Below are 21,938 nucleotides of genomic sequence, written 5' to 3'. Positions count from 1 at the left end.
CATGACCAGCCCCACACCACGCTACCCCCTACCCGACCTGAATACCTTGCCCGAAGACATTCGCGCGAAGATTCTGGAAGTGCAGGAAAAATCCGGCTTTGTGCCGAATGTGTTCCTGGCGTTCGCCCGCCGACCAGCCGAATGGCGCGCCTTCTTCGCCTACCACGATGCACTGATGCTGCGCGAAGGCAGCAGCCTGACCAAGGGTGAGCGGGAGATGATCATCACGACGACCAGTGCGGCCAACCAGTGCCTGTACTGCGTAGTGGCCCACGGTGCCATCCTTCGCATCTACGAAAAGAAACCGCTGGTGGCCGACCAGGTGGCCGTGAACTACCGCAAGGCCGACATCACCCCGCGCCAGCGCGCCATGCTGGACTTTGCGATGCAGGTCTGCAAAGACAGCCACACAGTGGAAGACGCCGATTTCGAGAAGCTGCACGCCCACGGCTTTGACGACGAGGACATCTGGGACATTGCCGGCATCACGGCCTTCTTCGGCCTGTCCAACCGCATGGCCAATGTGACCAACATGATGCCCAACCCCGAGTTCTACTTGCTGGGCCGGGTGCCAAAAACCAAATGAATGCTATCGTTTAGATAGCTGCTAGCGCATATTCCACGGGGGCTAGAGGCTTATTTTTCTGTAAGCCCGGCCGTCGTCCTTCTGGCGCGGCCCACGGCCCACCGCAAGTATTGGTAACGTTTGTTTACGCGCGCCATGGCCAATCCCAAGTAAGGTGGGGCCATGCACCACCACCCACTTCACCACCTGGGCGCTGCCTTGCTGTTGGCAGCCTTGGCCACCTTCACTGGCTGTGCCAGCACCCCCAGCGACTTTCACTACGCCGTGCCTGCGCAGCCCGAAGGCGCCACCGGCAGCGTAGCCAAGCCCGGCTGGGCCACCCGCACCTACGCCGTGGCCGCCGCCAACCCGTTGGCCACCGACGCGGGGCAGCAAATCTTGCGCGCGGGTGGCAGTGCGGTGGACGCCGCCATTGCCGTGCAAATGGTGCTGGCGCTGGTGGAGCCGCAGAGCAGCGGCCTGGGCGGGGGCGCCTTTTTGCTGCACTTTGACGGCAAGACGACCCAGGCCTTTGATGGCCGCGAGACGGCGCCAGCCGGCGCCACGCCACGTCTGTTTCTGGATACACAAGGCCAGCCCATGCCGTTCATCGATGCGGTGGTGGGCGGACGATCGGTGGGGGTTCCGGGCGCCGTGGCCATGCTGGCGCTGGCACACCAGCAGCATGGGCGGCTGCCGTGGGCGCAGCTGTTTGCACCCGCCATCACACTGGCCACCCAGGGCTTTGCGGTCAGCCCGCGCATGGCCACGCTGCTGGCCAGCGAAAAGCAACTCAAGAAAGACCCGGTGGCCGCGGCCTATCTGTATGACGCCGCCGGCGCGCCCTGGCCCGCCGGCCACCTGCTGCGCAACCCCGAATTGGCCGCTGTGCTGCAAGCCATCGCACAGCAGGGCCCGGCCGCCCTGCTGCAGGGCGATGTAGCGCACGCCATGGTGGCCAAGGTGCAGGGCCACCCCAGCAACCCCGGCACGTTGAGCACGGCCGATCTGGCTGCCTACCGACCGCTGGTGCGCGAGCCGCTGTGCTTTGACTACAGCGTGAAGGCCACCGCCAAGGACTACCGTATCTGCGGCATGCCGCCGCCCAGCTCGGGTGCCATTGCCATCGGGCAGATCCTGGGCCTGCTGCAGAACACGCCCGCCGACACGCTGCCTCTGGCCCAGGGCCTGCCCACGGCTGACTGGCTGCACCTTTATACCGAAGCATCTCGTCTGGCCTTTGCCGACCGCGCCCAGTACATCGCCGACCCGGCCTTTGTACCCGCGCCGGCCAGCACCTGGCACAGCCTGCTGGCGCCGGGCTACCTGGCCGAGCGAGCCCGCGCCATCGCCACCGACCCCGCAGGCAAAAGCATGCAAGTGGCCCCACCCGGCAACCCCGCAGGCACGATGCTGGCCTACGCCCCCATGCCAGACCAGACCGAACACGGCACCTCGCACATCTCCGTGGTGGACGCCTATGGCAATGCGCTGGCCATGACCACCACCATCGAAGATGCCTGGGGTTCGCGCCAAATGGTGAACCGCGGCGTGGGCCTGACCGGCGGCTTCCTGTTGAACAACGAGTTGACCGACTTCAGCTTTGCGCCGGCGGACGCGAGCGGTAAACCCATTGCCAACCGCGTGGAGCCCGGCAAGCGCCCGCGCTCCAGCATGTCGCCCACGCTGGTGTTCGACAAGGCCACCGGCCAGTTGGTGCTGAGCGGCGGCAGCCCGGGCGGTGCGCTCATCATCCATTTCACGGCCAAAACGCTGTACGGCGTGCTGCACTGGGGGCTGAACACCCAGCAGGCCATCGACCTGCCGAACTTTGCCTCCCTGAACGGCCCCACGCTGCTGGAAGAAACGCGTTTTGACGCAGCCACGATCAGCGCCTTGAAAGCACGCGGACATGCAGTGACCGAAATTGCCATGCCCAGCGGCCTGCAAGCCATCCAGCGCACACCAGACGGCTGGTTTGGCGGCGCCGACCCGCGGCGTGAGGGCATTGTGCTGGGCGATTGAACCCCGCGTTGACCTGCCAAATTGGCATCCAGCCCCCATGGAATATGCGCGGGCAGCTATACAAACCATAGCTTCCTACAATCCTTCCATGGCCATCCCGCAAACCTTCATCCAGGAGCTGATCGCACGCACGGACGTGGTGGAGATCGTGGGCCGCTACGTGCAGCTCAAGAAGGGCGGCGCCAATTTCATGGGCCTGTGCCCGTTTCATGGCGAGAAGTCGCCTTCGTTCTCGGTCAGCCCCACCAAACAGTTCTACCACTGCTTTGGCTGCGGCAAAAACGGCAACGCCATCAGCTTTTTGATGGACCACGCCGGCATGACCTTCATTGAAGCGGTGAAGGACCTGGCCGGCCAGTACGGCATGGTGATCCCCGAGGAAGAAGGCAGCCCGCAAGACCGCGCCCGCGCGCAGGAGCAGCGGCAAAAGCGGAACACCTTGACCAGCGTGCTGGAAAAGGCCGGCGACGCCTACAAGCGCGGCCTGAAGGAGTCGCCGCGCGCCATCGACTACCTCAAAGGCCGCGGCCTGTCCGGTGAAATTGCCAAGCAGTTTGGCCTGGGCTACGCCCCCGAGGGCTGGCGCAGCCTGGCCAGCATCTTCCCGCAGTACGACGACCCGCTGCTCATCGAGAGCGGCCTGGTCATCCTGCACGAGGCTGAAAACGGCGGCGAGGAAAAGCGCTACGACCGCTTCCGCGACCGCGTGATGTTCCCCATCCGCAATATCAAGGGCGAATGCATCGGCTTTGGTGGCCGCGTACTGGGCGACGAAAAGCCCAAGTACCTGAACTCACCCGAAACCCCGGTCTTCAGCAAGGGCCGCGAGCTCTACGGCCTGTTCGAAGCCCGCAGCTCGCTGCGCGAGTTCGGCTATGTGCTGGTCACCGAAGGCTATATGGATGTGGTGGCGCTGGCGCAGCTGGGCTTCCCCAACGCCGTGGCTACGCTGGGTACGGCGTGTACCAACGAGCATGTGCAAAAGCTGTTCCGCTTCACCGACTCCGTAGTCTTCAGCTTTGACGGCGACGCCGCGGGCCGCCGCGCCGCACGCAAGGCGCTGGACGGCGCCCTGCCCTTTGCCACCGATGTGCGCAGCATCAAGTTTCTGTTCCTGCCCGCCGAGCACGACCCCGACAGCTTTATCCGCGCCCACGGCAAGGAGGCGTTTGCCGACTACGTCTCCAAGGCCACGCCGCTGAGCCGCTTTCTGGTGGAGGCGGCCCAGGAGGGCTGCGACCTGAGCACCGCCGAAGGCCGTGCCCACATGTCCAGCAATGCCAAGCCGCTGTGGACACAGCTGCCCGATGGTGCGCTCAAGCTGCAGCTGCTGGCAGAAATCGCCAACCTGGTACAGCTCAACAGCACTGAGCTGGGCGCGCTGTGGGCCAGTTCTGGCGGCAAGCCCGCTGCCGAGCCGCAGCGCCGCAAAACCGCATCGGCCCCGCCGCCCTCCTACGACGGCGCGCCCGACGACGGCCACTTTGCCTACGAGGAACCCGCTGAGCCCTGGATTCCCCAGGAAGAGTGGAAGAAGAAAACCGAATGGAAAAAAGAAGGCTGGACCCCACGCAGTGGCAAATGGGAAGGCAAAGGCGGTGGCCGCTTTCCGCCACGTGAGCCTCGCCCCAGCGGCCCGCGCGCCAAGATCGACAGCCGCGCCGACCACGCCGCCCGCATCCTGCTGAATCACAGCGAGCTGTGGGAAGTGCTGTCCAGCGAAGACCATAGCCTGCTGTGCGAGCTGCCCTCTCCGCATGGGGATTTGTTTATTTGGCTGGAAAGCCAGCTGCACGAGCACGGCCCGGTGTCGCGCGGCACGCTACGCGAGACAATCGTCGGCCACGCGGCCGAAGACCTCGCGATGCGCCTGCTGGCCGGCCCCAGCGTGGCCACAGAGCCACTGGCCGAATCCGGGCCCGAGCTGCGCGACCTGGTCAACCGCATGCTGATAGACCGCATCAAGGAACAGGAAACCCAGGCCATCGCGGCCTCCGCCCATGACGCCAGCGCCCTGCAGCGCTACCGGGAACTGCAGCTGCGCCGCAAGCAGCTGGAGCTGGCGGTGCAGCCCAACGCCGCCTGAGCCGGTGGACGGGCCGCCCCGTCTAACACAAAAATTGAATAAATCCGATTCCCCACTATAATGCTGGATTGTTTCGGCAAGAGCGACAGCAGCACCTCCGGGCCAGGCCAACCGTTGACACTAGTTCACGACCGGCCACCTTACCGCAAGGACTGCATTCCAAATGATCGCCCTCCCTTCTTGCCATTGGGGAATGACCTTCCCTGTCTTGCCACCTACTTCGCCTGTCGCGTGACGTAGCTGGCTCCTGTTCTGTTTGCCAGTTTTTTTGTTGTCCTGAGGTTTTTGCATGCCCGCTTCAAAATCCGCCAAGCCCGTCCAGCCTGCCAGCAAGTCCGCGTCGAAGACCGAAAAGAAAGCCTCCTCCGTGCCCGCATCCAAATCCAAAGCAGACCTCCTTGCCGCAGCTGACGAGTTACTGAAGAAAAAGAAACCCGGACGCCCTGCCAAGGCAGCGGCGGCCGAGTCCGACGCACCCGCCAAGGCCACGACGGGTGCCAAGCGCGGTCGCAAGCCCAAGGCCGCGGCCGAGTCATCCGGTGGTGGTGACGACATGGACATGTCGGACATCGAGGCCGACTTGGCCGGAGAGCCTGTCGTCACCCCTGGCGAGAAGGTCAAGCCCCTGCGCATGAAGATCAGCAAGGCGAAAGAACGCGCCTTGATGAAGGAGTTCGGCCTGGACGAAACCGTCCTGTCTGAAGAAGACATGGCCAAGCGCCGTGCGCGCCTCAAATCCCTGATCACGCTGGGCAAGACCCGCGGCTACCTGACCCACGGCGAAATCTCCGACCACTTGCCCGACAAGCTGGTCGACGCTGAAACGCTGGAAGTCGTGATCTCCATGTTGAACGACATGGGCGTGGCGGTGTACGAACAGACCCCAGACGCAGAAACTCTGCTGCTGAACAACAACGTGTCGACGTCCGCCACGGTGGAAGAAGCCGAAGAAGAAGCCGAAGCGGCTTTGTCTACAGTGGACAGCGAGTTCGGCCGCACGACCGACCCCGTGCGCATGTACATGCGCGAAATGGGTACGGTTGAGCTGCTGACCCGTGAAGGCGAAATTGAAATCGCCAAACGCATCGAAGGCGGCCTGATGGCCATGATGGAGGCAATCTCCGCATCGCCCGCCACGATCGCCGAGATCCTGCGCCTGGGCGAAGACATCCGCGAAGGCAAGGTCGTTATCACCACCATCGTGGACGGCTTTTCCAACCCCAACGAGGCCGACGACTATGTGGCCGAAGAAGACTTTGACGAATTTGACGAAGCCGACGATGACGACGGCAAGGGCGGCTCCAAGGCGCTGACCAAGAAGCTCGAAGAGCTGAAAAAGCAGGCGCTGGAACGCTTCGACAAGATGCGCGAGCTGTTCGAAAAAGTCCACAAGGTCTACGACAAGGAAGGCTACGGCACCCCAGCCTACGTGAAGGCCCAAAGGGCGCTGAGCGACGAGCTGATGACCATCCGTTTCACTGCCAAGGCGATTGAAAAGCTGTGCGACATGGTGCGCGGCCAGGTGGACGATGTGCGCAAGAAAGAACGTGAACTGCGCCGCATCATTGTGGACAAATGCGGCTACCCCCAAGAGCACTTCATCGCCGACTTCAGCGGCCGCGACAAGAACGGCAACAAGATTGCCTCCAACCTTCTGAACCTCAAGTGGATCGAGAAGCAGGCTGCCTCTGGCAAGCCCTGGGCTGCCGTCATGGGCCGCAACATTCCGCCTGTGCAAGACCTGCAGCAAAAGCTGATGGACCTGCAAGCCCAGGTGGTTGTGCCTTTGGACCAGCTCAAGGACATCAACAAGCGCATGAACGAGGGCGAGTACTCGTCCCGCGCAGCCAAGAAGGAAATGATCGAGGCCAACTTGCGTTTGGTGATCTCGATTGCCAAGAAGTACACCAACCGCGGTCTGCAGTTCCTGGATCTGATCCAGGAAGGCAACATCGGTTTGATGAAGGCCGTGGACAAGTTCGAATACCGCCGTGGCTACAAGTTCTCGACCTACGCCACCTGGTGGATTCGCCAGGCCATCACCCGCTCTATCGCGGACCAGGCGCGCACCATCCGTATCCCGGTGCACATGATCGAAACCATCAACAAGATGAACCGTATCAGCCGCCAGCACCTGCAGGAGTTCGGCTTTGAGCCCGACGCGTCTGTATTGGCCGCGAAGATGGAGATTCCGGAAGACAAGATCCGCAAGATCATGAAGATCGCCAAAGAGCCGATTTCCATGGAAACGCCGATTGGTGACGACGACGACAGCCACCTGGGCGACTTCATCGAAGACAGCGCCAACACCGCGCCCATGGAAGCCGCGATGCAGGCCGGCCTGCGCGATGTGGTCAAGGACATCCTCGACAGCCTGACACCGCGCGAAGCCAAGGTGTTGCGCATGCGTTTCGGTATTGAGATGACCTCCGACCACACGCTGGAAGAAGTGGGCAAGCAGTTTGACGTGACCCGCGAACGCATCCGCCAGATCGAAGCCAAGGCGCTGCGCAAGCTCAAGCACCCCAGCCGCTCGGACAAGCTGCGCAGCTTCACCGATACGCTGTAAAGCCCACCGGCTTTTACAAGCCATTTAGCGCCCCAGCCCACATGGAATGTGCGCGGGGCGCTATTTTTTTGATAGTACTTTTTGTATTGCTACCCAATGGCCAACGATCAACCGTACCAACTTGCCGGCGTCATGGGCTGGCCCGTCGCCCACTCGCGCTCGCCGGTCATTCACACGCACTGGATTGAAGAGCACCGTCTGCGCGGCGCCTATGTATTGCTGCCGGTGCAACCCGAAAACATTGAACAGGCGCTGCGCGCCCTGCCCACCTTGGGCTTTGCCGGGTGCAACCTGACCATTCCACACAAAGTCGCAGCCATGGGCATCGTTGACCATCTGGAGCCGCTGGCCCGGCGTATTGGCGCGGCCAACACCATTGTGGTCGGCGCGGACGGGTCGCTCACTGGCCGCAACACCGATGCCTTTGGCTTCATCCAGAGTCTGCGGGATGCGGCCCCTGCCTGGCGCGCAGATTCAGGCCCGGCCTGTGTGATGGGTGCGGGTGGTGCAGCCCGGGCGGTCATTGCAGGCTTGCTGGACGAGGGCGCCACCGAAATCCGCCTCAGTAACCGCAGCGACGCCAAGGCCGTGGACATGGCACAGGAGTTTGGTCCACTAGTGCGCGCCGTGCCTTGGGCCGAACGCCACGAAGCGCTGACCAGTGTGGCCCTGCTGGTCAACACCACCAACCAGGGCATGCACGACCAGCCCGCGCTGGACCTGAATTTGCACGCCCTGCCTGTTACCGCCTTGGTGTCGGACATCGTTTACGTGCCGCTGGAAACGCCGCTGCTCACCGCCGCCAAGACCCGTGGCAACACCACGGTCAACGGCCTGGGCATGCTGCTTAACCAGGCACGACCGGCGTTTGAAGCCTGGTTTGGGGTATTGCCCGCGATTTCGCCAGCGCTGCTGGCCAAGGTGATTGCAACCTTCTGACGAAGGCCTTCAGAGATTGGCCTTGGCCGAGCGCTCGCGCACAAAGCCAAAGGCAAACTGCAGCACCTCTTCAAGCGACAGCTCAATGGCGTGGCGCTCCTGCTCCGTCAGGTAGAACATCATGTCCACATCGTGGCGCACGTAGCGTGCGGGCAGGCGGTTCAGTGCGACACAGGCCGCATCGGCCAGCATATCGTTGGTGAAATCCTCAAACATGGGCGCGCGGCGCACCACTTCTTCGAAGACCAGGCGCTCGTAATAGTTGTGAACTTGCTCAAAGTTGAAATTCATTCCAGTCTCCAAATAGGGCTCGCCTGTGGGCCTCGATAGGCTGAACTTAGCATCTCCCCGGAGGGCTGGCAAGAGCGTCCACACGGGTCTAAAAATGGTGTTTTTGGGGTTTAGCCCCCGAAAAGTGAGCGCTACCAGCTATGAAACTTGTAGCAGCCAGAAATCTGCGATATAGTTTCCCCTCATTTCAGCGGTTCGTGCCATTGCGCACAACCAGTCATGGTCTAGACAAAGGGTAAGGTAATGAGTGCAAAAGAAACGGTCGCTGTGGGTCAATTGTTGGGATTGCTGGAATCCCGCTACGCGATTCGTGTTTTGTGGGCCTTGCGAGACGGCCATGCACAAACCTTCCGTTTGCTGCAAGACAGCGTGGGCGGCATCACCCCCAACACCCTGAACACCCGCATCAAGGAACTGCGCGAAGCCGGCCTGCTGACCCACGGCAGCGATGGCTACATCGTCACCCCCACCGGCGCCGACCTGCTCAAGCGCCTGGGCGATTTGCAGGCGTTTGCCGTCAAGTGGTCTACCAGCCTGGCCAAGAAGGCCAAGTAAACCGGATCCTGGGCCCCTGGCGGGCCCCACTCCCCCACAGACAGGTTTGGCCTGTCTTTTTTTTCGTCTGCGGCATAATTTAGGGTTTTCTGGCCCGTGGGCGCCTGTGCGCCATGTGCTGCCAGCTACTGTTTTTATAGCAAAAAGGAACTTTTTCATGCAAACCACCGCCACCGGCCTGCAATTTGAAGACACCATCGAAGGCACCGGCCCCGTGGCCGCCAAGGGCCAAAGCGTGAAGGTGCACTACACCGGTTGGCTCTACAACGACGGCACCCAGGGCGCCAAGTTCGATTCCAGCAAAGACCGCAACGACCCCTTCGTGTTCCATCTGGGCGCTGGCATGGTCATTCGCGGATGGGACGAAGGCGTGGCCGGCATGAAGGTAGGCGGTGCGCGTACCTTGATCATCCCCGCAGCCTTAGGCTATGGCGCCCGCGGCGCTGGCGGCGTGATTCCTCCCAACGCCACCCTGAAATTCGACGTGGAACTGTTAGGCCTGTCGGGCTAAAGCACCCCTGTGGCACGCCAAAGCGTGCCCAGTGCCTCTTGAAATGCCCCTTCGGGGCTCCAACTGAGGCGCAGTCAAGACCAACTTCGATCCAAACGCATGTCAGACACCACTTCCACCACCCCTAATCCCAACCCCGCTGCGGCCAACTACCAAAGCACAGAAGACCTGGCGGCCTCCCAAGCCCCGCAGGAAGGTGATGCGTTGGCCCAAGCCCAGGCCGAGCTGGCCACACTACAAGCCAAGAGCAGCGAGCTGGCCGACCAGTTTCTGCGCGCCAAGGCCGAGGCCGAAAACGCCCGCCGCCGCGCCGAGGATGAAATCTCCAAGGCCCGCAAGTTCGCGGTGGAGTCATTTGCCGAAAGCCTGCTGCCCGTGGCAGACAGCCTGGAAGCCGGCCTGGTGATCAAGGACGCCACGCCTGAGCAAATTCGCGAGGGGGCCCAGGCCACCTTGCGCCAATTGGTGGCTGCGCTGGAGCGCAACAAAGTAGTGGCTATTGCCCCCGCTGCCGGTACCAAGTTTGACCCACACCAGCACCAGGCCATCAGCGTGGTGCCTGCCGAGCAGGAAGCCAACACCGTGGTGAGCGTGCTGCAAAAGGGCTATTCCATTGCAGATCGTGTGCTGCGCCCGGCTTTGGTGACTGTGACCGCTGCGAAATAAAGCAAGCGCCCTAAAAAATAACACTTTGAACGCTGTGGGCTCTTGAAAAGAAAAAAGTAACCCACACGTTATCCACATCTGAATTTTTAAGTTAGCAGGAGTAAATCATGGGAAGAATCATCGGCATTGACTTGGGTACCACCAACAGCTGCGTTGCCATCATGGAAGGCAACACCGCCAAAGTGATCGAAAACGCGGAAGGTGCGCGCACCACGCCTTCCATCATTGCGTACCAGGAAGACGGCGAAGTACTGGTGGGCGCATCCGCCAAGCGCCAGTCGGTGACCAACCCCAAGAACACGCTGTACGCCGTCAAGCGCCTGATCGGCCGCAAGTTCTCTGAAAAAGAAGTGCAAAAGGACATCGACCTGATGCCTTACACCATCGCTGCGGCCGACAACGGCGACGCCTGGGTGGAAGTGCGCGGCAACCGCATGGCCCCCCAACAGGTCAGCGCCGACATTCTTCGCAAAATGAAGAAGACCGCCGAAGACTACCTGGGCGAAGAAGTGACCGACGCGGTGATCACTGTGCCCGCCTACTTCAACGATGCACAGCGCCAAGCCACCAAAGACGCGGGTCGCATCGCCGGTCTGGATGTCAAGCGCATCATCAACGAACCCACCGCTGCCGCGCTGGCGTTTGGCCTGGACAAGAATGAAAAGGGCGATCGCAAGATCGCCGTGTACGACTTGGGCGGTGGCACGTTTGACGTGTCCATCATTGAAATCGCTGACGTTGACGGTGAAAAGCAATTTGAAGTGCTGTCCACCAACGGTGACACCTTCCTGGGCGGCGAAGACTTTGACCAGCGCGTGATCGACTTCATCATCACCGAGTTCAAGAAAGAGCAAGGCGTCGACCTGTCCAAGGACGTGCTGGCCCTGCAACGCCTGAAGGAAGCGGCTGAAAAGGCCAAGATCGAGTTGTCCAGCAGCTCGCAGACCGACATCAACCTGCCCTATGTGACGGCCGATGCCTCTGGCCCCAAGCACCTGAACATCAAGCTGACCCGCGCCAAGCTGGAAGCCCTGGTGGAAGAGCTGATCGAGCGCACCATTGCACCTTGCCGCACGGCCCTGAAGGACGCCGGTGTTTCCGCATCGGACATCCACGACGTGATCTTGGTTGGCGGTATGACCCGCATGCCCAAGGTGCAAGAGAAGGTCAAGGAACTGTTCGGCAAAGAACCACGCAAGGACGTGAACCCTGACGAAGCCGTGGCCGTGGGCGCTGCGATCCAGGGCCAGGTGTTGTCCGGTGACCGCAAGGACGTGCTGCTGTTGGACGTGACGCCTCTGTCTCTGGGTATTGAAACCCTCGGCGGCGTGATGACCAAGATGATCACGAAGAACACAACCATCCCCACCAAGTTTGCGCAAACCTTTTCCACTGCCGAAGACAACCAACCGGCCGTGACAATCAAGGTGTTCCAGGGTGAGCGCGAAATCGCCGCCGTGAACAAGATGCTGGGTGAGTTCAACCTCGAAGGTATTCCCCCCTCGGCCCGCGGTACTCCGCAAATCGAAGTGTCGTTTGACATCGACGCCAACGGCATCTTGCACGTGGGTGCCAAGGACAAGGGCACCGGCAAGGAAAACAAGATCACTATCAAGGCCAACTCCGGTTTGTCGGAAGCAGAAATCCAGCAGATGGTGAAAGACGCCGAGCTGAATGCTGCTGACGACAAGAAGAAGCTGGAACTGGTGCAGGCCAAGAACGAAGCCGATGCCAATGTGCACAGCGTGAAGAAGAGCCTGGCCGAATACGGCGACAAGCTCGAAGCTGGCGAGAAGGAAAAAATCGAAGCCGCGATCAAAGACCTGGAAGACGTTCTGAAGCAGGATGACAAGGACGCGATCAAGACCAAGAGCGAAGCGCTGATGGCGGCCAGCCAGAAGCTGGGCGAGAAGATGTACGCCGACATGCAGGCCAAGCAAGCTGCTGAAGGTGGCACAGAAGCTGCTCCCGAACAAGGCGCACAGGCATCCTCCAAGCCCGCGGACGACGACAACGTGGTGGACGCGGAAGTCAAGGAAGTCAAAAAAGGCTGATTGCGCTGACAAGCGCAGCTGAAAGATGCCGCGTTGAACGCCTGCCGGGGTTCAACGCGGCTTTTCTGTTGTAAACGGGCACAGAGATACACATGGCCAAACGAGACTATTACGAAATCCTGGGTGTTGCCAAAAACGCGTCCGAGGATGAGATCAAAAAGGCCTATCGCAAGCTGGCGATGAAGCACCACCCTGACCGCAACCAGGGGGATAGCGCCAAGGTCGCAGAAGAGAAGTTCAAGGAAGGCAAAGAGGCCTACGAGATGCTGTCGGATGCGCAAAAGCGCGCCGCCTACGACCAGTACGGCCATGCCGGTGTGGACCCCAACCGCGGTGGCGGCGGGGGTGGTGAGGGCTATGGCGGTTTTGCCGAAGCCTTTGGCGACATCTTTGGTGACATGTTTGGCCAGCAGCGTGGCCGTGCCGGCGGTGGACGCCAGGTCTACCGCGGCAGCGATTTGAGCTACGCCATGGAAGTGACGCTGGAAGAAGCGGCCCGTGGCAAAGACGCCCAAATCCGCATCCCCAGCTGGGACGCCTGCGACACCTGCAAGGGCAGCGGCGCCAAACCTGGCACCCAAGTCAAGACCTGCGGCACTTGCAATGGTGCGGGCTCGGTGCAAATGCGCCAGGGCTTCTTCAGCGTGCAGCAAACCTGCCCCACCTGCCGCGGCAATGGCAAGGTGATTCCCGAACCCTGCATTGCCTGCAGCGGCCAGGGCAAGATCAAACGCCAAAAGACGCTGGAAGTGAAGATCCCCGCCGGTATCGACGGCGGCATGCGCATCCGCAGCGCGGGCAATGGAGAACCCGGCACCAACGGTGGCCCGCCCGGCGACCTGTACATCGAAATCCGCCTCAAGAAGCACGACATCTTTGAGCGCGATGGCGATGACCTGCATTGCTCGGTGCCCATCAGCATCGTCACCGCCTCGCTGGGCGGTGAAATCGATGTACCCACGCTGGCTGGCAAGGCTGCGATTGACATTCCCGAAGGCACCCAAACCGGTAAGCAGTTCCGCCTGCGCGGCAAGGGTATCAAGGGCGTGCGCTCCAGCTACCCCGGCGATTTGTATTGCCACATTGCGGTGGAAACGCCGGTCAAGCTCAGCGAGCACCAGCGCAAGCTGCTCAAGGAGCTGGACGAATCCTTCAAAAAAGGCGGTAGCAAGCATTCGCCCTCGGGGGACAGCTGGACCGATCGCTTGAAGAGCTTCTTTAGCTGATCCAGGTCAAGAAAAGCGGGGCTTATTCGCGCTCCCGACAAGCCGCCCGGTCTATAAACGACCCGGCGGCTTTTTTCTTGGAGAATTCCATGGGCGTTTCCATCACTTTTCTCGGCGCTGCGGGCACGGTCACGGGCTCCAAGTACCTGGTACGGCACGGTGACCAAGCCTTGCTGGTGGACTGCGGCCTATTCCAGGGCTACAAGCCCCTGCGACTGCGCAACTGGACCCCCTTGCCCATCGTGCCCGACCAGGTAGATGCAGTGTTACTGACCCATGCGCACCTGGACCACAGCGGCTACCTACCTTTGCTGGTGAAGGAGGGCTATCGGGACTCCCCCGGCAGGATGCTCTTGACTGCCTGCTGCTGATCAAAACTGTGCACCATCGCAGCACCTTCCAACCCGCAGGCCATATCCTGGGGGCGTCCAGCATCCTGCTGGAGGTTGCCGGGCGCAGAATACTGTTCTCTGGCGACCTGGGGCGCCCCGATGATTCCCTGATGAATCCGCCGGATACAGCACCGGCTGCAGACACCGTGCTGATCGAATCCACCTACGGTGACCGCACCCATCCGCAGGACAACTTGCTGGCCGAATTGGGCCCCGCCCTGCAACGTCTGGCGGCCCGAGGCGGGGTTGCTGTGGTACCTGTATTTGCGGTGGGGCGTGCCCAGGCCTTGTTGCATGCCATTGCCCAACTCAAGGCAATGGGTACGCTGCCCCACGGTTTGCCGATTTTTCTGGACAGTCCGATGGCTGTTCACACCACCCATTTGTTTGAGCAGCATCCGGGAGAGCACCGGCTCAGCCGCGACGAAGTGCATGCCATGACGCACGCTGCGACCATGATCCAGAGCACCGACGAGTCCAAGGCACTCGCATCACTCCATGGCCCCATGGTGATCCTCTCAGCCAGCGGCATGGCCACCGGTGGCCGGGTTCTACACCATCTGGCTCACCATGCGGGCAATCATCGCAACATGGTTGTCCTCACGGGCTACCAATCCCCGGGCACGCGCGGCGCCACATTGGCTAGCGGTGCACGCAGTGTGCGCATTCATGGACACGACGTGGAAGTCCAGGCCGAAATCGTACAACTGGAGTCGGCCTCGGCCCACGCAGATGCGGCCCAGCTACTGGAATGGCTGCGCAGCAGCTCCTCCACACCAAGCCAGGTCTATGTGGTGCACGGCGAACTGTCGGCCGCCGACACGCTGCGTGGCCGCATTGAACACGAACTGCATTGGCGTGCCATGGTGCCCGAACACGGATCCACCTGGCCCTGCTAAGCCCACCCCCAAGCGCTGCCCCAAGGCACAATTGCCCTATGTCTCCTACTCGCTACCTGACCGCCGCGTTCTACAAGTTTGTGGACCTGCCCGACTACGCCGAGCGCAAACCGGCATTGCTGGCGTTCTGTGAAGCCCGCAACGTCAAAGGTCTAATTTTGCTCGCCCGTGAAGGCATCAACAGCACCATCGCCGGTGCGCCTGACGATGTGCATGCGGTGCTGACCCACCTGCGTGCTGACCCGCTGCTGGCTGACCTGCAACACAAGGAGTCCTTCGCGGACAAGGCACCGTTCTACCGCATGAAAGTGCGCCTGAAAAAAGAGATCGTCACCATGCAGGTGGACGGCATCAGCCCCACGCACATGGCCGGAACCTACGTCAAACCCGAAGACTGGAACGCGCTGATCTCCGACCCCGAGGTGGTGGTGGTCGACACGCGCAATGACTATGAGGTGGACATTGGCACCTTTGCGGGCGCCATCAATCCTCACATCAAGACTTTTGCAGAGCTACCCCAGTGGGTGCAGCAATCGGAACAGCTGACCACTAGCGGCGGCAAGAAGCCCAAGGTCGCCATGTTTTGCACTGGCGGCATCCGCTGCGAAAAATCCACTGCCTACATGCGGGCAATAGGCTATGACGAGGTCTACCACCTGGAAGGCGGCATTCTCAAGTACCTGGAGACCGTTGCCCCCGAGAACAGCCTGTGGAAGGGCGAATGCTTTGTATTTGATGAACGCGTGTCGGTAGGCCACGGTCTGGTACCTGGCCACCACGGCCTGTGCCGCGCCTGCCGCCAGCCGCTGGAAGACGGTGCCACGGCCTCTCCCTTGTACGAGGCTGGCGTGAGCTGCCCACGCTGCCACGCCCATACCAGTGACACCCAGAAAAACAGCGCCCGCGAACGCCAGCGCCAGTGGGAACTAGCCAAGGCACGCCAGCAGGTACACATCGGTGCCGTCTTGCCCAAGCCTGTGACTGGCTGAGGTTGGCATGTCGCTGCCGGTGCTGTATTCGTTCCGGCGTTGCCCCTATGCCATGCGTGCCCGCATGGCCATGGCAGTAAGCCAGCAGGTGTGCGCGCTGCGCGAAGTCGTGCTCGCTCACAAACCGGAAGCCTTGCTGCAGGCGTCGCCCAAAGGCACGGTTCCGGTGCTGGTGCTCGTCGATGGCACCGTCATCGATCAAAGCCTCGACATCATGCTCTGGGCCTTGCAGCGGCATGACCCCGAACACTGGTTGCCCACCACAGAGGCAGCGTGGGAACGCACGCGCAGCTGGATTGCCGAGAACGATGGGCCGTTTAAGCAGGCGCTGGACCGTTACAAATATCCGCACCGCTATGCCCTGCCCGATGGCATGGCCCACCGGGCTGCAGGTGTGGTGTTTTTGCAGGCGCTGGACGCGGTGTTGCGCGCCCAGGCCTGTCTGGCAGGCCCGCAGTTTGGACTCGCCGATGCCGCCCTGGCCCCTTTTGTGCGCCAGTTTGCACACACCGATGTGGTCTGGTTTTCCCAGCAGGACTGGCCTGCCCTGCAGGCATGGCTTACGCAGTTTGAGCAATCGACCCGCTACCTGCACGTCATGAACAAGATACCAGCATGGGAATCTGGACAAGCCGCTGTGACTTTTCCATCTATTTGACCGAAATTTACAACTAGTTACTAGAAACTCTGTATCAAGCGGGTAAATCTGGGTACCCGGTCATCGCAGGGACTACGGAAGGACCATGGTCCATGCGATCATTCTGAATCACAAATTCAGTCGATGGACGAGCGGTTCGCAGGCCCCCAGAGGTCGCGTCACCTTTCAGCGGTACATGAGCGCATTTCAGTCTTTTTCAGCCAGCAACAGCACCCCCGAGTCGCGCGCACAAGCGTTGCGGTTGGTGCGCGCGATGATGGGCAAAACGCTGGGGTATTTTGAAGACCGCGAAGAAGCCCAGCTCAAACAGTTCCGCGTCCATCTGCTGGATCTGGCAGACAGCAAGCTACCCTTGCTGCATTCCCAAAACCTGCGCACGGCAGCCATGCTGCTGGATCGCCAGGCTACAGCCTTCAACCGCCTGTACCGCGATGCCCTGCAGCAAACCTTGAACGAAGAGGTGCGTGCTGTCTGGCCCGAGATGGAAAAGCTGGGCGCCAAGCCCGTGCCACTGACCGACCATGCGCTGGATGGCATGACCTTGAGCCTCATCGACCTGGACGAGGTGCACCGCATTCTGCTGCTGGACCGCGTGGCCCAGCAGTTCAACAACCACTACGACGCCACCCTTGCCCCGCTGACGCAAAAGTTGGGCGCCCTGTTTGGCATTGAATCCCCTTCTGTATCGACCAACCCTTTTCGCCCCGAGATCCTGCTACGTGCATTCATGATTGCATGGGAAAAAGGCGAGTTCGATCCGCAGGTGACCGAGCACTTGGTGCAAGCACTGGAGCCCGCGCACACCGTCAATCTGGCACCGCTGTATACCGACCTTGGCGCCACGTTGGCACAGGCCGGCATCCAGGCGCAAACCGTGCACCGCATCCGCAAATCGGTGTCGTCGGCCTATGCCCCATTGACAGGTTCTGCGCCACTCAGCGAAGCGGGGGCCCAAAGCAGCCAGGCCCCGCTGCAATCGGCCCCAGCCCCCTTAAGCCGTGGCAACGGCGGTGCGCCTTCGTCCCCTGCAGCCTTTGCGCCCGAACCCGCCCGCAGCGCCTGGAGCGCGCTGGCTCCTGCGGGCCAGCACATTGCCACCCAGGTCAAAGCCTTTTTGCAGCGCCTGGGCGTAGGGTCCACAGCCGCTGGCCCCCAAGGCCCAGGGGCTGCCGCCGGCCCAGCGGGACGTGGCCAAGTCGCCTATGGAGGCGGTGGCGACATGGGTGGTGGTGGCATGCAAGCTGGTGCGCCCGAAGACTTTGATGGCAGCACCCAGGGCCAGCAATACGACTATGTGCCCGGCCAGTACAGCGGTGGCGCCCCAGCTGACCCAGCACTGCTCAATTACCTGGGGCAGATGCAAGCTGGCGCGGGGTTGGGCCAGACGTCTTCGCGCTTCCAGTTTTTGCAGCCACAAGAAGACGGCCCCGGCCACCACAATGTGCTGCGCCAGATCCGCGAACAGGAAGAGATTCGCCAGGCCCCCGAGCTGGACCGTGGCACCGTGGACGCGCTGGCCGAGGTGTTCGACTACGTGTTTGCCGACCAGGCCATTCCCTCGCAGATGAAAGTAGTCATCGGCCGGCTGCAAATTCCGGTGTTGCGTGCGGCCATGATGGACCGCGACTTTTTCCTGAGTAGCGAGCACCCTGCGCGCAAGCTGGTGGACACCCTGGCCTCATCGTCCGTGGCCTGGACTCCTGAAAAGGGCGAGGAAGACCCGCTCTACGTGCGCATCGAACACACCGTGCAACGTGTGCTCAGCGAGTTTGACGACGACCTGACGCTGTTCAGCCTGCTGCTGGCCGAGTTCACTGAATTTCTGTTCGAGAGCGAGCAGCAGGCACAGCAGCAGATCGAGCCCGTTGCCGACGTGCAGCGTGACGAGGAGGCACTGAACGCCGCACTGGCCCATGCCGACGAAATCATCCACGCCCGCATCAGCGCCCTGCCCGACCACCTGCCGCTGGTGCCCTTCCTCAAGCCGTTCTTGACGACCGAGTGGCGCCAAGTGATTGCCGCGGCCTGGATGCTGGAAGACAACGAACCCGGCCGTTGGAATGCTGCGCTGCAGACCATGGACCAGTTGATCTGGAGCACCCAGCCCAAGACCACGTCTGAAGAGCGCAAAGAACTGGTCGCTGTGCTGCCTGAGCTGGTGCGCATTCTGAATGTGGAGCTGGACGCCATTGCCTGGTACGGCGACCCGCGCGCCACGTTCACACGGCGCCTGATCGGCACCCACATGCTGGCCATTCGCATGAAGGCGCCACCGCCCATCGACACCCAAAGCGCCGCCCTGGAGGAAAGCGCGGGCGACGCCGCGATGGAAGCGCTGGACCAACGGCGGGCCACGCAACTCACGGTGCAGGATCCTGCAGCGATGGACGATTTTGACGCCAGCGCGCAGCTGCTGACGCGTGGCGTGTGGTTTGAAGTGGCCGAGCCCGACGCGACACCGCACCGCTGCCGCTTGAGCTGGGTCAGCCCCATGCGCACGCGCTTTTTGTTCACCAACCGCGAAGGCTTTGACGCATTTGTGCGGTCTGAGCGCGAAGTGGCCAACATGCTGCGCATGGGCCACCTGCAGCTGCTGGACCAGGCACCGATTGTGGAACGCGCGCTGAACCAGCTGATGGCTGGCAACGAAGAAGAGTTGCGCCTGCAGGCTTGAAGAGGGCTAGACGCTCTCAAAAGAATAGCGCCCCACGCATATTGCACGGGGGCTAGAAGCCTAAATCCCTTAAATTTAGGCGTAGTTGCGGGCTAGCAGCTCGGCCTTGGCCGCCGCGTATTCACGCTTGAGCTGGGCCACATACTCGCTCGCAGGCTGCACCTTGGTCACCGCACCAATGCCCTGGCCGCAGCCCCAGATGTCTTTCCAGGCCTTGGCAGACGCGCCGCCAAAGTTCATCTTGCTGGGGTCGCTCTCGGGCAGGTTGGCGGGGTCCAGACCGGCCGCGCGGATGCTGGGTGCCAGGTAGTTGCCATGCACCCCGGTGAACAGGTTGCTATAGATGATTTCATCGGAGTCATTGGCCACGATGGCGTCTTTGTACTCCTGTGCGGCGCGTGCTTCCTCGGTGGCAATGAACGCCGAACCGATGTAGGCGAAGTCCGCGCCCATGGCTTGGGCAGAGAGCACCGCCGCACCGGTAGAGATGGCGCCGCTCAGCGCGATGGGCCCATCAAACCACTGGCGAATTTCCTGAATCAGCGCAAACGGGCTCTTCACGCCCGCGTGGCCACCGGCACCTGCGGCCACGGCAATCAGGCCGTCGGCGCCCTTTTCGATCGCTTTGCGCGCGTGCTTGTTGTTGATGATGTCGTGCAGCACCACGCCGCCGTAGCTGTGGGCCGCGGCGTTGATCTCTTCGCGTGCGCCCAGGCTGGTGATGATGATGGGCACTTTGTACTTCACGCACAGCGCCATGTCGTGCTCCAGCCGGTCATTGCTCTTGTGCACGATCTGGTTGATGGCAAAGGGCGCCGCAGGCTTGTCGGGATGGGCCTTGTTGTAGGCGGCCAGCGTTTCGGTAATCTCCTTGAGCCACTCTTCCAGTAGCTCGGCCGGGCGGGCATTGAGCGCGGGCATGGAGCCCACGACACCGGCAATGCACTGGGCAATCACCAGCTTGGGGTTGCTGATGATGAAGAGCGGCGAGCCGATGACCGGAAACGGCAGCGCGTTCAGGGGTGCAGGCAGTTTGGACATGGTCAGAACGCCTCCAGTGCCAATGCGGTCACGCTCTCCGCGCCTTCCACAATGCTGTCGCGCAGGCCGCCGGCCTTGCTCAGCAGATGGTCGGCGTAAAAACGCGCGGTGGTGATCTTGGCTTGCATAAAGGGCGCATCGTTGCCCGCAGCAATTTGCTTCTCGGCCACCAGCAGTGCGCGCGCCAGCTGCCAGCCCGCCATCAGGTTGCCGGCCAGCATCAGGTAGGGCACGCTACCCGCAAACACGGCATTGGGGCTGGCCTTGGTGTTGCCGGCCACAAAGTCCACCACGTCGATAAACGCCAGGCGCGCAGCCTTCAAGCGCTTGGCCACAGCCAACGCGTGGGCGGAGCCACTGGCGGCCAGTTCGGCTTCGGTCGTCTCAATCTGCGCGGCGATGCCCTTGGCCGTTTGACCACCATCACGCGCAGTCTTGCGGCCCACCAGGTCATTGGCCTGGATGGCGGTCGTGCCTTCGTAGATGGTCAGAATCTTGGCGTCGCGGTAGTACTGGGCGGCGCCGGTTTCTTCGATAAAGCCCATGCCACCGTGGACCTGCACGCCCAGGGAGGTGACTTCCAGGCTCATCTCGGTGCTGTAGCCCTTGATCAGCGGCACCATGTACTCGTAGAAAGCCTGGTTTTGTTTGCGCGTGTCCGCATCGGGGTGGTGGTGGGCCGCGTCGTAAGCGCTGGCGCCCACGCTGGCGAGAGCCCTGCAGCCTTCGGTATACGCGCGCATGGTCATGAGCATGCGCTTCACATCAGGGTGGTGAATGATGGGCGCGCTGGCGGCAATCGAACCATCCACGGGGCGGCTTTGGACGCGGTCCTTGGAGAACTGCACGGCCTTCTGGTAAGCGCGCTCGGCAATCGCAATGCCCTGCACGCCCACGCCGTAACGCGCGGCGTTCATCATGATGAACATGTACTCCAGGCCGCGGTTTTCCTGACCGACGAGGTAGCCAACCGCGCCGCCATGGTCGCCGTACTGCAGCACCGCGGTCGGGCTGGCCTTGATGCCCATCTTGTGTTCGATGGAGACGCAGTGCACATCATTGCGCGCACCTAGGGACCCATCCTTGTTGACCATGAACTTCGGGCAAACAAACAGGCTGATGCCCTTGACGCCTTCGGGCGCGCCGGTTACGCGGGCCAGCACCAGATGGACGATGTTCTCGGCCATGTCGTGCTCACCCCAGGTGATGAAAATCTTGGTGCCAAATACCTTGTAGGTGCCATCGGTCTGCGGCTCGGCGCGGCTGCGCACCATGGCCAGGTCGGAGCCCGCTTGCGGCTCGGTCAGGTTCATGGTGCCAGTCCATTTGCCGCTGACCAGGTTTTCCAGGTAGGTGGCTTTGAGCTCGTCGGAGCCCGCCGTCAGCAGCGCCTCAATCGCGCCGTCGGAAAGCAGCGGGCACAGCGCAAAACTCATGTTGGCGCTATTCACCATCTCGCCGCAGGCTGCGCCAATAGTTTTGGGCAGGCCCTGGCCGCCGAAGTCAGTGGGGTGCTGCAGACCTTGCCAGCCGCCGTCGGTGAATTGCTTGAAAGCTTCCTTGAAACCCGGGGTGGCCGTGACCACGCCGTCTTTCCAGCTTGAAGGATTTTTGTCGCCTTCCCAGTTCAGTGGCGCCAACACGCCTTCGGTGAACTTGGCGGACTCTTCCAACACGGCTTGGGCGGTATCCAGGCCCGCGTCTTCAAAGCCAGGGAGTTGCGCGATCTGCTCGATGTTGGCCAGGTGCTCGATGTTGAACAGCATGTCCTTGACGGGGGCGACGTAGCTCATGGGAG

The 21,938-nt window shown here is 61.8% G+C and carries 17 protein-coding genes and 1 pseudogene; 14 read left to right on the top strand and 4 right to left on the bottom strand.

Annotated elements, in window-relative coordinates; all coding sequences use genetic code 11:
• Window position 1: 1 nt before the first annotated feature.
• The 3 genes from J2X15_RS00410 to dnaG all read left to right on the top strand — a co-directional run bounded on the left by J2X15_RS00410 (window position 2) and on the right by dnaG (window position 4,676).
• On the top strand, window positions 2–586 hold the full coding sequence (locus J2X15_RS00410; protein WP_310338299.1) for a peroxidase-related enzyme: 585 nt from the start codon (window positions 2–4) through the stop codon (window positions 584–586).
• A gap of 162 nt (window positions 587–748) precedes the next feature.
• Window positions 749–2,590, top strand: coding sequence for a gamma-glutamyltransferase (gene ggt / locus J2X15_RS00405; protein WP_310338297.1), 1,842 nt, complete (start codon window positions 749–751; stop codon window positions 2,588–2,590).
• 88 nt (window positions 2,591–2,678) lie between these two features.
• The gene (gene dnaG / locus J2X15_RS00400) at window positions 2,679–4,676 is read left to right on the top strand and encodes a DNA primase (protein WP_310338295.1); all 1,998 of its coding nucleotides are present in this window, start codon (window positions 2,679–2,681) and stop codon (window positions 4,674–4,676) included.
• Window positions 4,677–4,796: 120 nt separating this feature from the next.
• On the opposite strand, the gene J2X15_RS00395 is transcribed toward dnaG, so the two are convergent.
• Window positions 4,797–5,063, bottom strand: coding sequence for a hypothetical protein (locus J2X15_RS00395; protein ID WP_310339712.1), 267 nt, complete (start codon window positions 5,061–5,063; stop codon window positions 4,797–4,799).
• Here J2X15_RS00395 and rpoD point away from each other — a divergent pair.
• Complete coding sequence (rpoD, locus tag J2X15_RS00390; protein WP_310338293.1) at window positions 4,966–7,245, top strand: RNA polymerase sigma factor RpoD; 2,280 nt, start codon at window positions 4,966–4,968, stop codon at window positions 7,243–7,245. The two genes, J2X15_RS00395 and rpoD, sit on opposite strands and share 98 nt — an antisense overlap.
• 96 nt (window positions 7,246–7,341) lie before the next feature.
• On the top strand, window positions 7,342–8,184 hold the full coding sequence (locus J2X15_RS00385) for a shikimate dehydrogenase (protein ID WP_310338290.1): 843 nt from the start codon (window positions 7,342–7,344) through the stop codon (window positions 8,182–8,184).
• Between the two features lie 9 nt (window positions 8,185–8,193).
• On the opposite strand, the gene J2X15_RS00380 is transcribed toward J2X15_RS00385, so the two are convergent.
• On the bottom strand, window positions 8,194–8,475 hold the full coding sequence (locus J2X15_RS00380) for a late competence development ComFB family protein (protein ID WP_310338287.1): 282 nt from the start codon (window positions 8,473–8,475) through the stop codon (window positions 8,194–8,196).
• Window positions 8,476–8,718: 243 nt separating this feature from the next.
• Here J2X15_RS00380 and J2X15_RS00375 point away from each other — a divergent pair, with 243 nt between their 5' ends.
• The 9 genes and pseudogenes from J2X15_RS00375 (at window position 8,719) to J2X15_RS00335 (ending at window position 19,099) form a co-directional block, all read left to right on the top strand.
• A complete protein-coding gene (locus J2X15_RS00375; RefSeq protein ID WP_310338285.1) occupies window positions 8,719–9,030 on the top strand; it encodes a winged helix-turn-helix transcriptional regulator in 312 nt (103 codons plus the stop codon).
• A gap of 157 nt (window positions 9,031–9,187) precedes the next feature.
• A complete protein-coding gene (locus J2X15_RS00370; RefSeq protein ID WP_310338283.1) occupies window positions 9,188–9,541 on the top strand; it encodes an FKBP-type peptidyl-prolyl cis-trans isomerase in 354 nt (117 codons plus the stop codon).
• A 99-nt stretch (window positions 9,542–9,640) separates the two neighbouring features.
• Window positions 9,641–10,207, top strand: coding sequence for a nucleotide exchange factor GrpE (grpE, locus tag J2X15_RS00365; RefSeq protein ID WP_310338281.1), 567 nt, complete (start codon window positions 9,641–9,643; stop codon window positions 10,205–10,207).
• A 107-nt stretch (window positions 10,208–10,314) separates the two neighbouring features.
• Window positions 10,315–12,261: a molecular chaperone DnaK gene (dnaK, locus tag J2X15_RS00360; RefSeq protein ID WP_310338279.1), complete on the top strand. Its 1,947-nt coding sequence runs from the start codon at window positions 10,315–10,317 to the stop codon at window positions 12,259–12,261.
• A gap of 92 nt (window positions 12,262–12,353) precedes the next feature.
• Window positions 12,354–13,487: a molecular chaperone DnaJ gene (gene dnaJ, locus J2X15_RS00355; protein ID WP_310338276.1), complete on the top strand. Its 1,134-nt coding sequence runs from the start codon at window positions 12,354–12,356 to the stop codon at window positions 13,485–13,487.
• Between the two features lie 89 nt (window positions 13,488–13,576).
• Window positions 13,577–14,778, top strand: a pseudogene (locus J2X15_RS00350) (MBL fold metallo-hydrolase RNA specificity domain-containing protein).
• A gap of 38 nt (window positions 14,779–14,816) precedes the next feature.
• Window positions 14,817–15,767 (top strand): oxygen-dependent tRNA uridine(34) hydroxylase TrhO, encoded by a 951-nt coding sequence (gene trhO / locus J2X15_RS00345; RefSeq protein ID WP_310338272.1) that lies wholly within the window; start codon window positions 14,817–14,819, stop codon window positions 15,765–15,767.
• Between the two features lie 7 nt (window positions 15,768–15,774).
• Window positions 15,775–16,425 (top strand): glutathione S-transferase, encoded by a 651-nt coding sequence (locus J2X15_RS00340; RefSeq protein WP_310338270.1) that lies wholly within the window; start codon window positions 15,775–15,777, stop codon window positions 16,423–16,425.
• Window positions 16,426–16,600: 175 nt separating this feature from the next.
• Window positions 16,601–19,099, top strand: coding sequence for a DUF1631 family protein (locus J2X15_RS00335; protein WP_310338268.1), 2,499 nt, complete (start codon window positions 16,601–16,603; stop codon window positions 19,097–19,099).
• A 75-nt stretch (window positions 19,100–19,174) separates the two neighbouring features.
• Here the strand turns inward: J2X15_RS00335 and J2X15_RS00330 are convergent, their stop codons facing one another.
• Window positions 19,175–20,140 (bottom strand): NAD(P)H-dependent flavin oxidoreductase, encoded by a 966-nt coding sequence (locus J2X15_RS00330; RefSeq protein ID WP_310338265.1) that lies wholly within the window; start codon window positions 20,138–20,140, stop codon window positions 19,175–19,177.
• 2 nt (window positions 20,141–20,142) lie between these two features.
• Complete coding sequence (locus J2X15_RS00325; protein WP_310338263.1) at window positions 20,143–21,933, bottom strand: acyl-CoA dehydrogenase; 1,791 nt, start codon at window positions 21,931–21,933, stop codon at window positions 20,143–20,145.
• Window positions 21,934–21,938 lie beyond the last annotated feature (5 nt).

The organism is Rhodoferax saidenbachensis, from assembly GCF_031457975.1.
GTDB lineage: Bacteria > Pseudomonadota > Gammaproteobacteria > Burkholderiales > Burkholderiaceae_C > Allorhodoferax > Allorhodoferax saidenbachensis_A.
The sequence above is the reverse complement of the archived record's forward strand: the minus strand, read 5'-3'. Positions and strand labels throughout refer to the sequence as shown.

What these genes read in the sequence shown, in the direction of transcription:
- dnaJ (WP_310338276.1), top strand. Translation starts at nt 12,354, where the DNA reads ATGGCCAAACGAGACTATTACGAAATCCTGGGTGTTGCCAAAAACGCG.
- J2X15_RS00385 (WP_310338290.1), top strand. Translation starts at nt 7,342, where the DNA reads ATGGCCAACGATCAACCGTACCAACTTGCCGGCGTCATGGGCTGGCCC.
- dnaG (WP_310338295.1), top strand. Translation starts at nt 2,679, where the DNA reads ATGGCCATCCCGCAAACCTTCATCCAGGAGCTGATCGCACGCACGGAC.
- dnaK (WP_310338279.1), top strand. Translation starts at nt 10,315, where the DNA reads ATGGGAAGAATCATCGGCATTGACTTGGGTACCACCAACAGCTGCGTT.
- J2X15_RS00335 (WP_310338268.1), top strand. Translation starts at nt 16,601, where the DNA reads ATGAGCGCATTTCAGTCTTTTTCAGCCAGCAACAGCACCCCCGAGTCG.
- trhO (WP_310338272.1), top strand. Translation starts at nt 14,817, where the DNA reads ATGTCTCCTACTCGCTACCTGACCGCCGCGTTCTACAAGTTTGTGGAC.
- rpoD (WP_310338293.1), top strand. Translation starts at nt 4,966, where the DNA reads ATGCCCGCTTCAAAATCCGCCAAGCCCGTCCAGCCTGCCAGCAAGTCC.
- J2X15_RS00410 (WP_310338299.1), top strand. Translation starts at nt 2, where the DNA reads ATGACCAGCCCCACACCACGCTACCCCCTACCCGACCTGAATACCTTG.
- J2X15_RS00380 (WP_310338287.1), bottom strand. Translation starts at nt 8,475, where the DNA reads ATGAATTTCAACTTTGAGCAAGTTCACAACTATTACGAGCGCCTGGTC.
- ggt (WP_310338297.1), top strand. Translation starts at nt 749, where the DNA reads ATGCACCACCACCCACTTCACCACCTGGGCGCTGCCTTGCTGTTGGCA.
- J2X15_RS00370 (WP_310338283.1), top strand. Translation starts at nt 9,188, where the DNA reads ATGCAAACCACCGCCACCGGCCTGCAATTTGAAGACACCATCGAAGGC.
- J2X15_RS00330 (WP_310338265.1), bottom strand. Translation starts at nt 20,140, where the DNA reads ATGTCCAAACTGCCTGCACCCCTGAACGCGCTGCCGTTTCCGGTCATC.
- J2X15_RS00325 (WP_310338263.1), bottom strand. Translation starts at nt 21,933, where the DNA reads ATGAGCTACGTCGCCCCCGTCAAGGACATGCTGTTCAACATCGAGCAC.
- J2X15_RS00340 (WP_310338270.1), top strand. Translation starts at nt 15,775, where the DNA reads ATGTCGCTGCCGGTGCTGTATTCGTTCCGGCGTTGCCCCTATGCCATG.
- grpE (WP_310338281.1), top strand. Translation starts at nt 9,641, where the DNA reads ATGTCAGACACCACTTCCACCACCCCTAATCCCAACCCCGCTGCGGCC.
- J2X15_RS00375 (WP_310338285.1), top strand. Translation starts at nt 8,719, where the DNA reads ATGAGTGCAAAAGAAACGGTCGCTGTGGGTCAATTGTTGGGATTGCTG.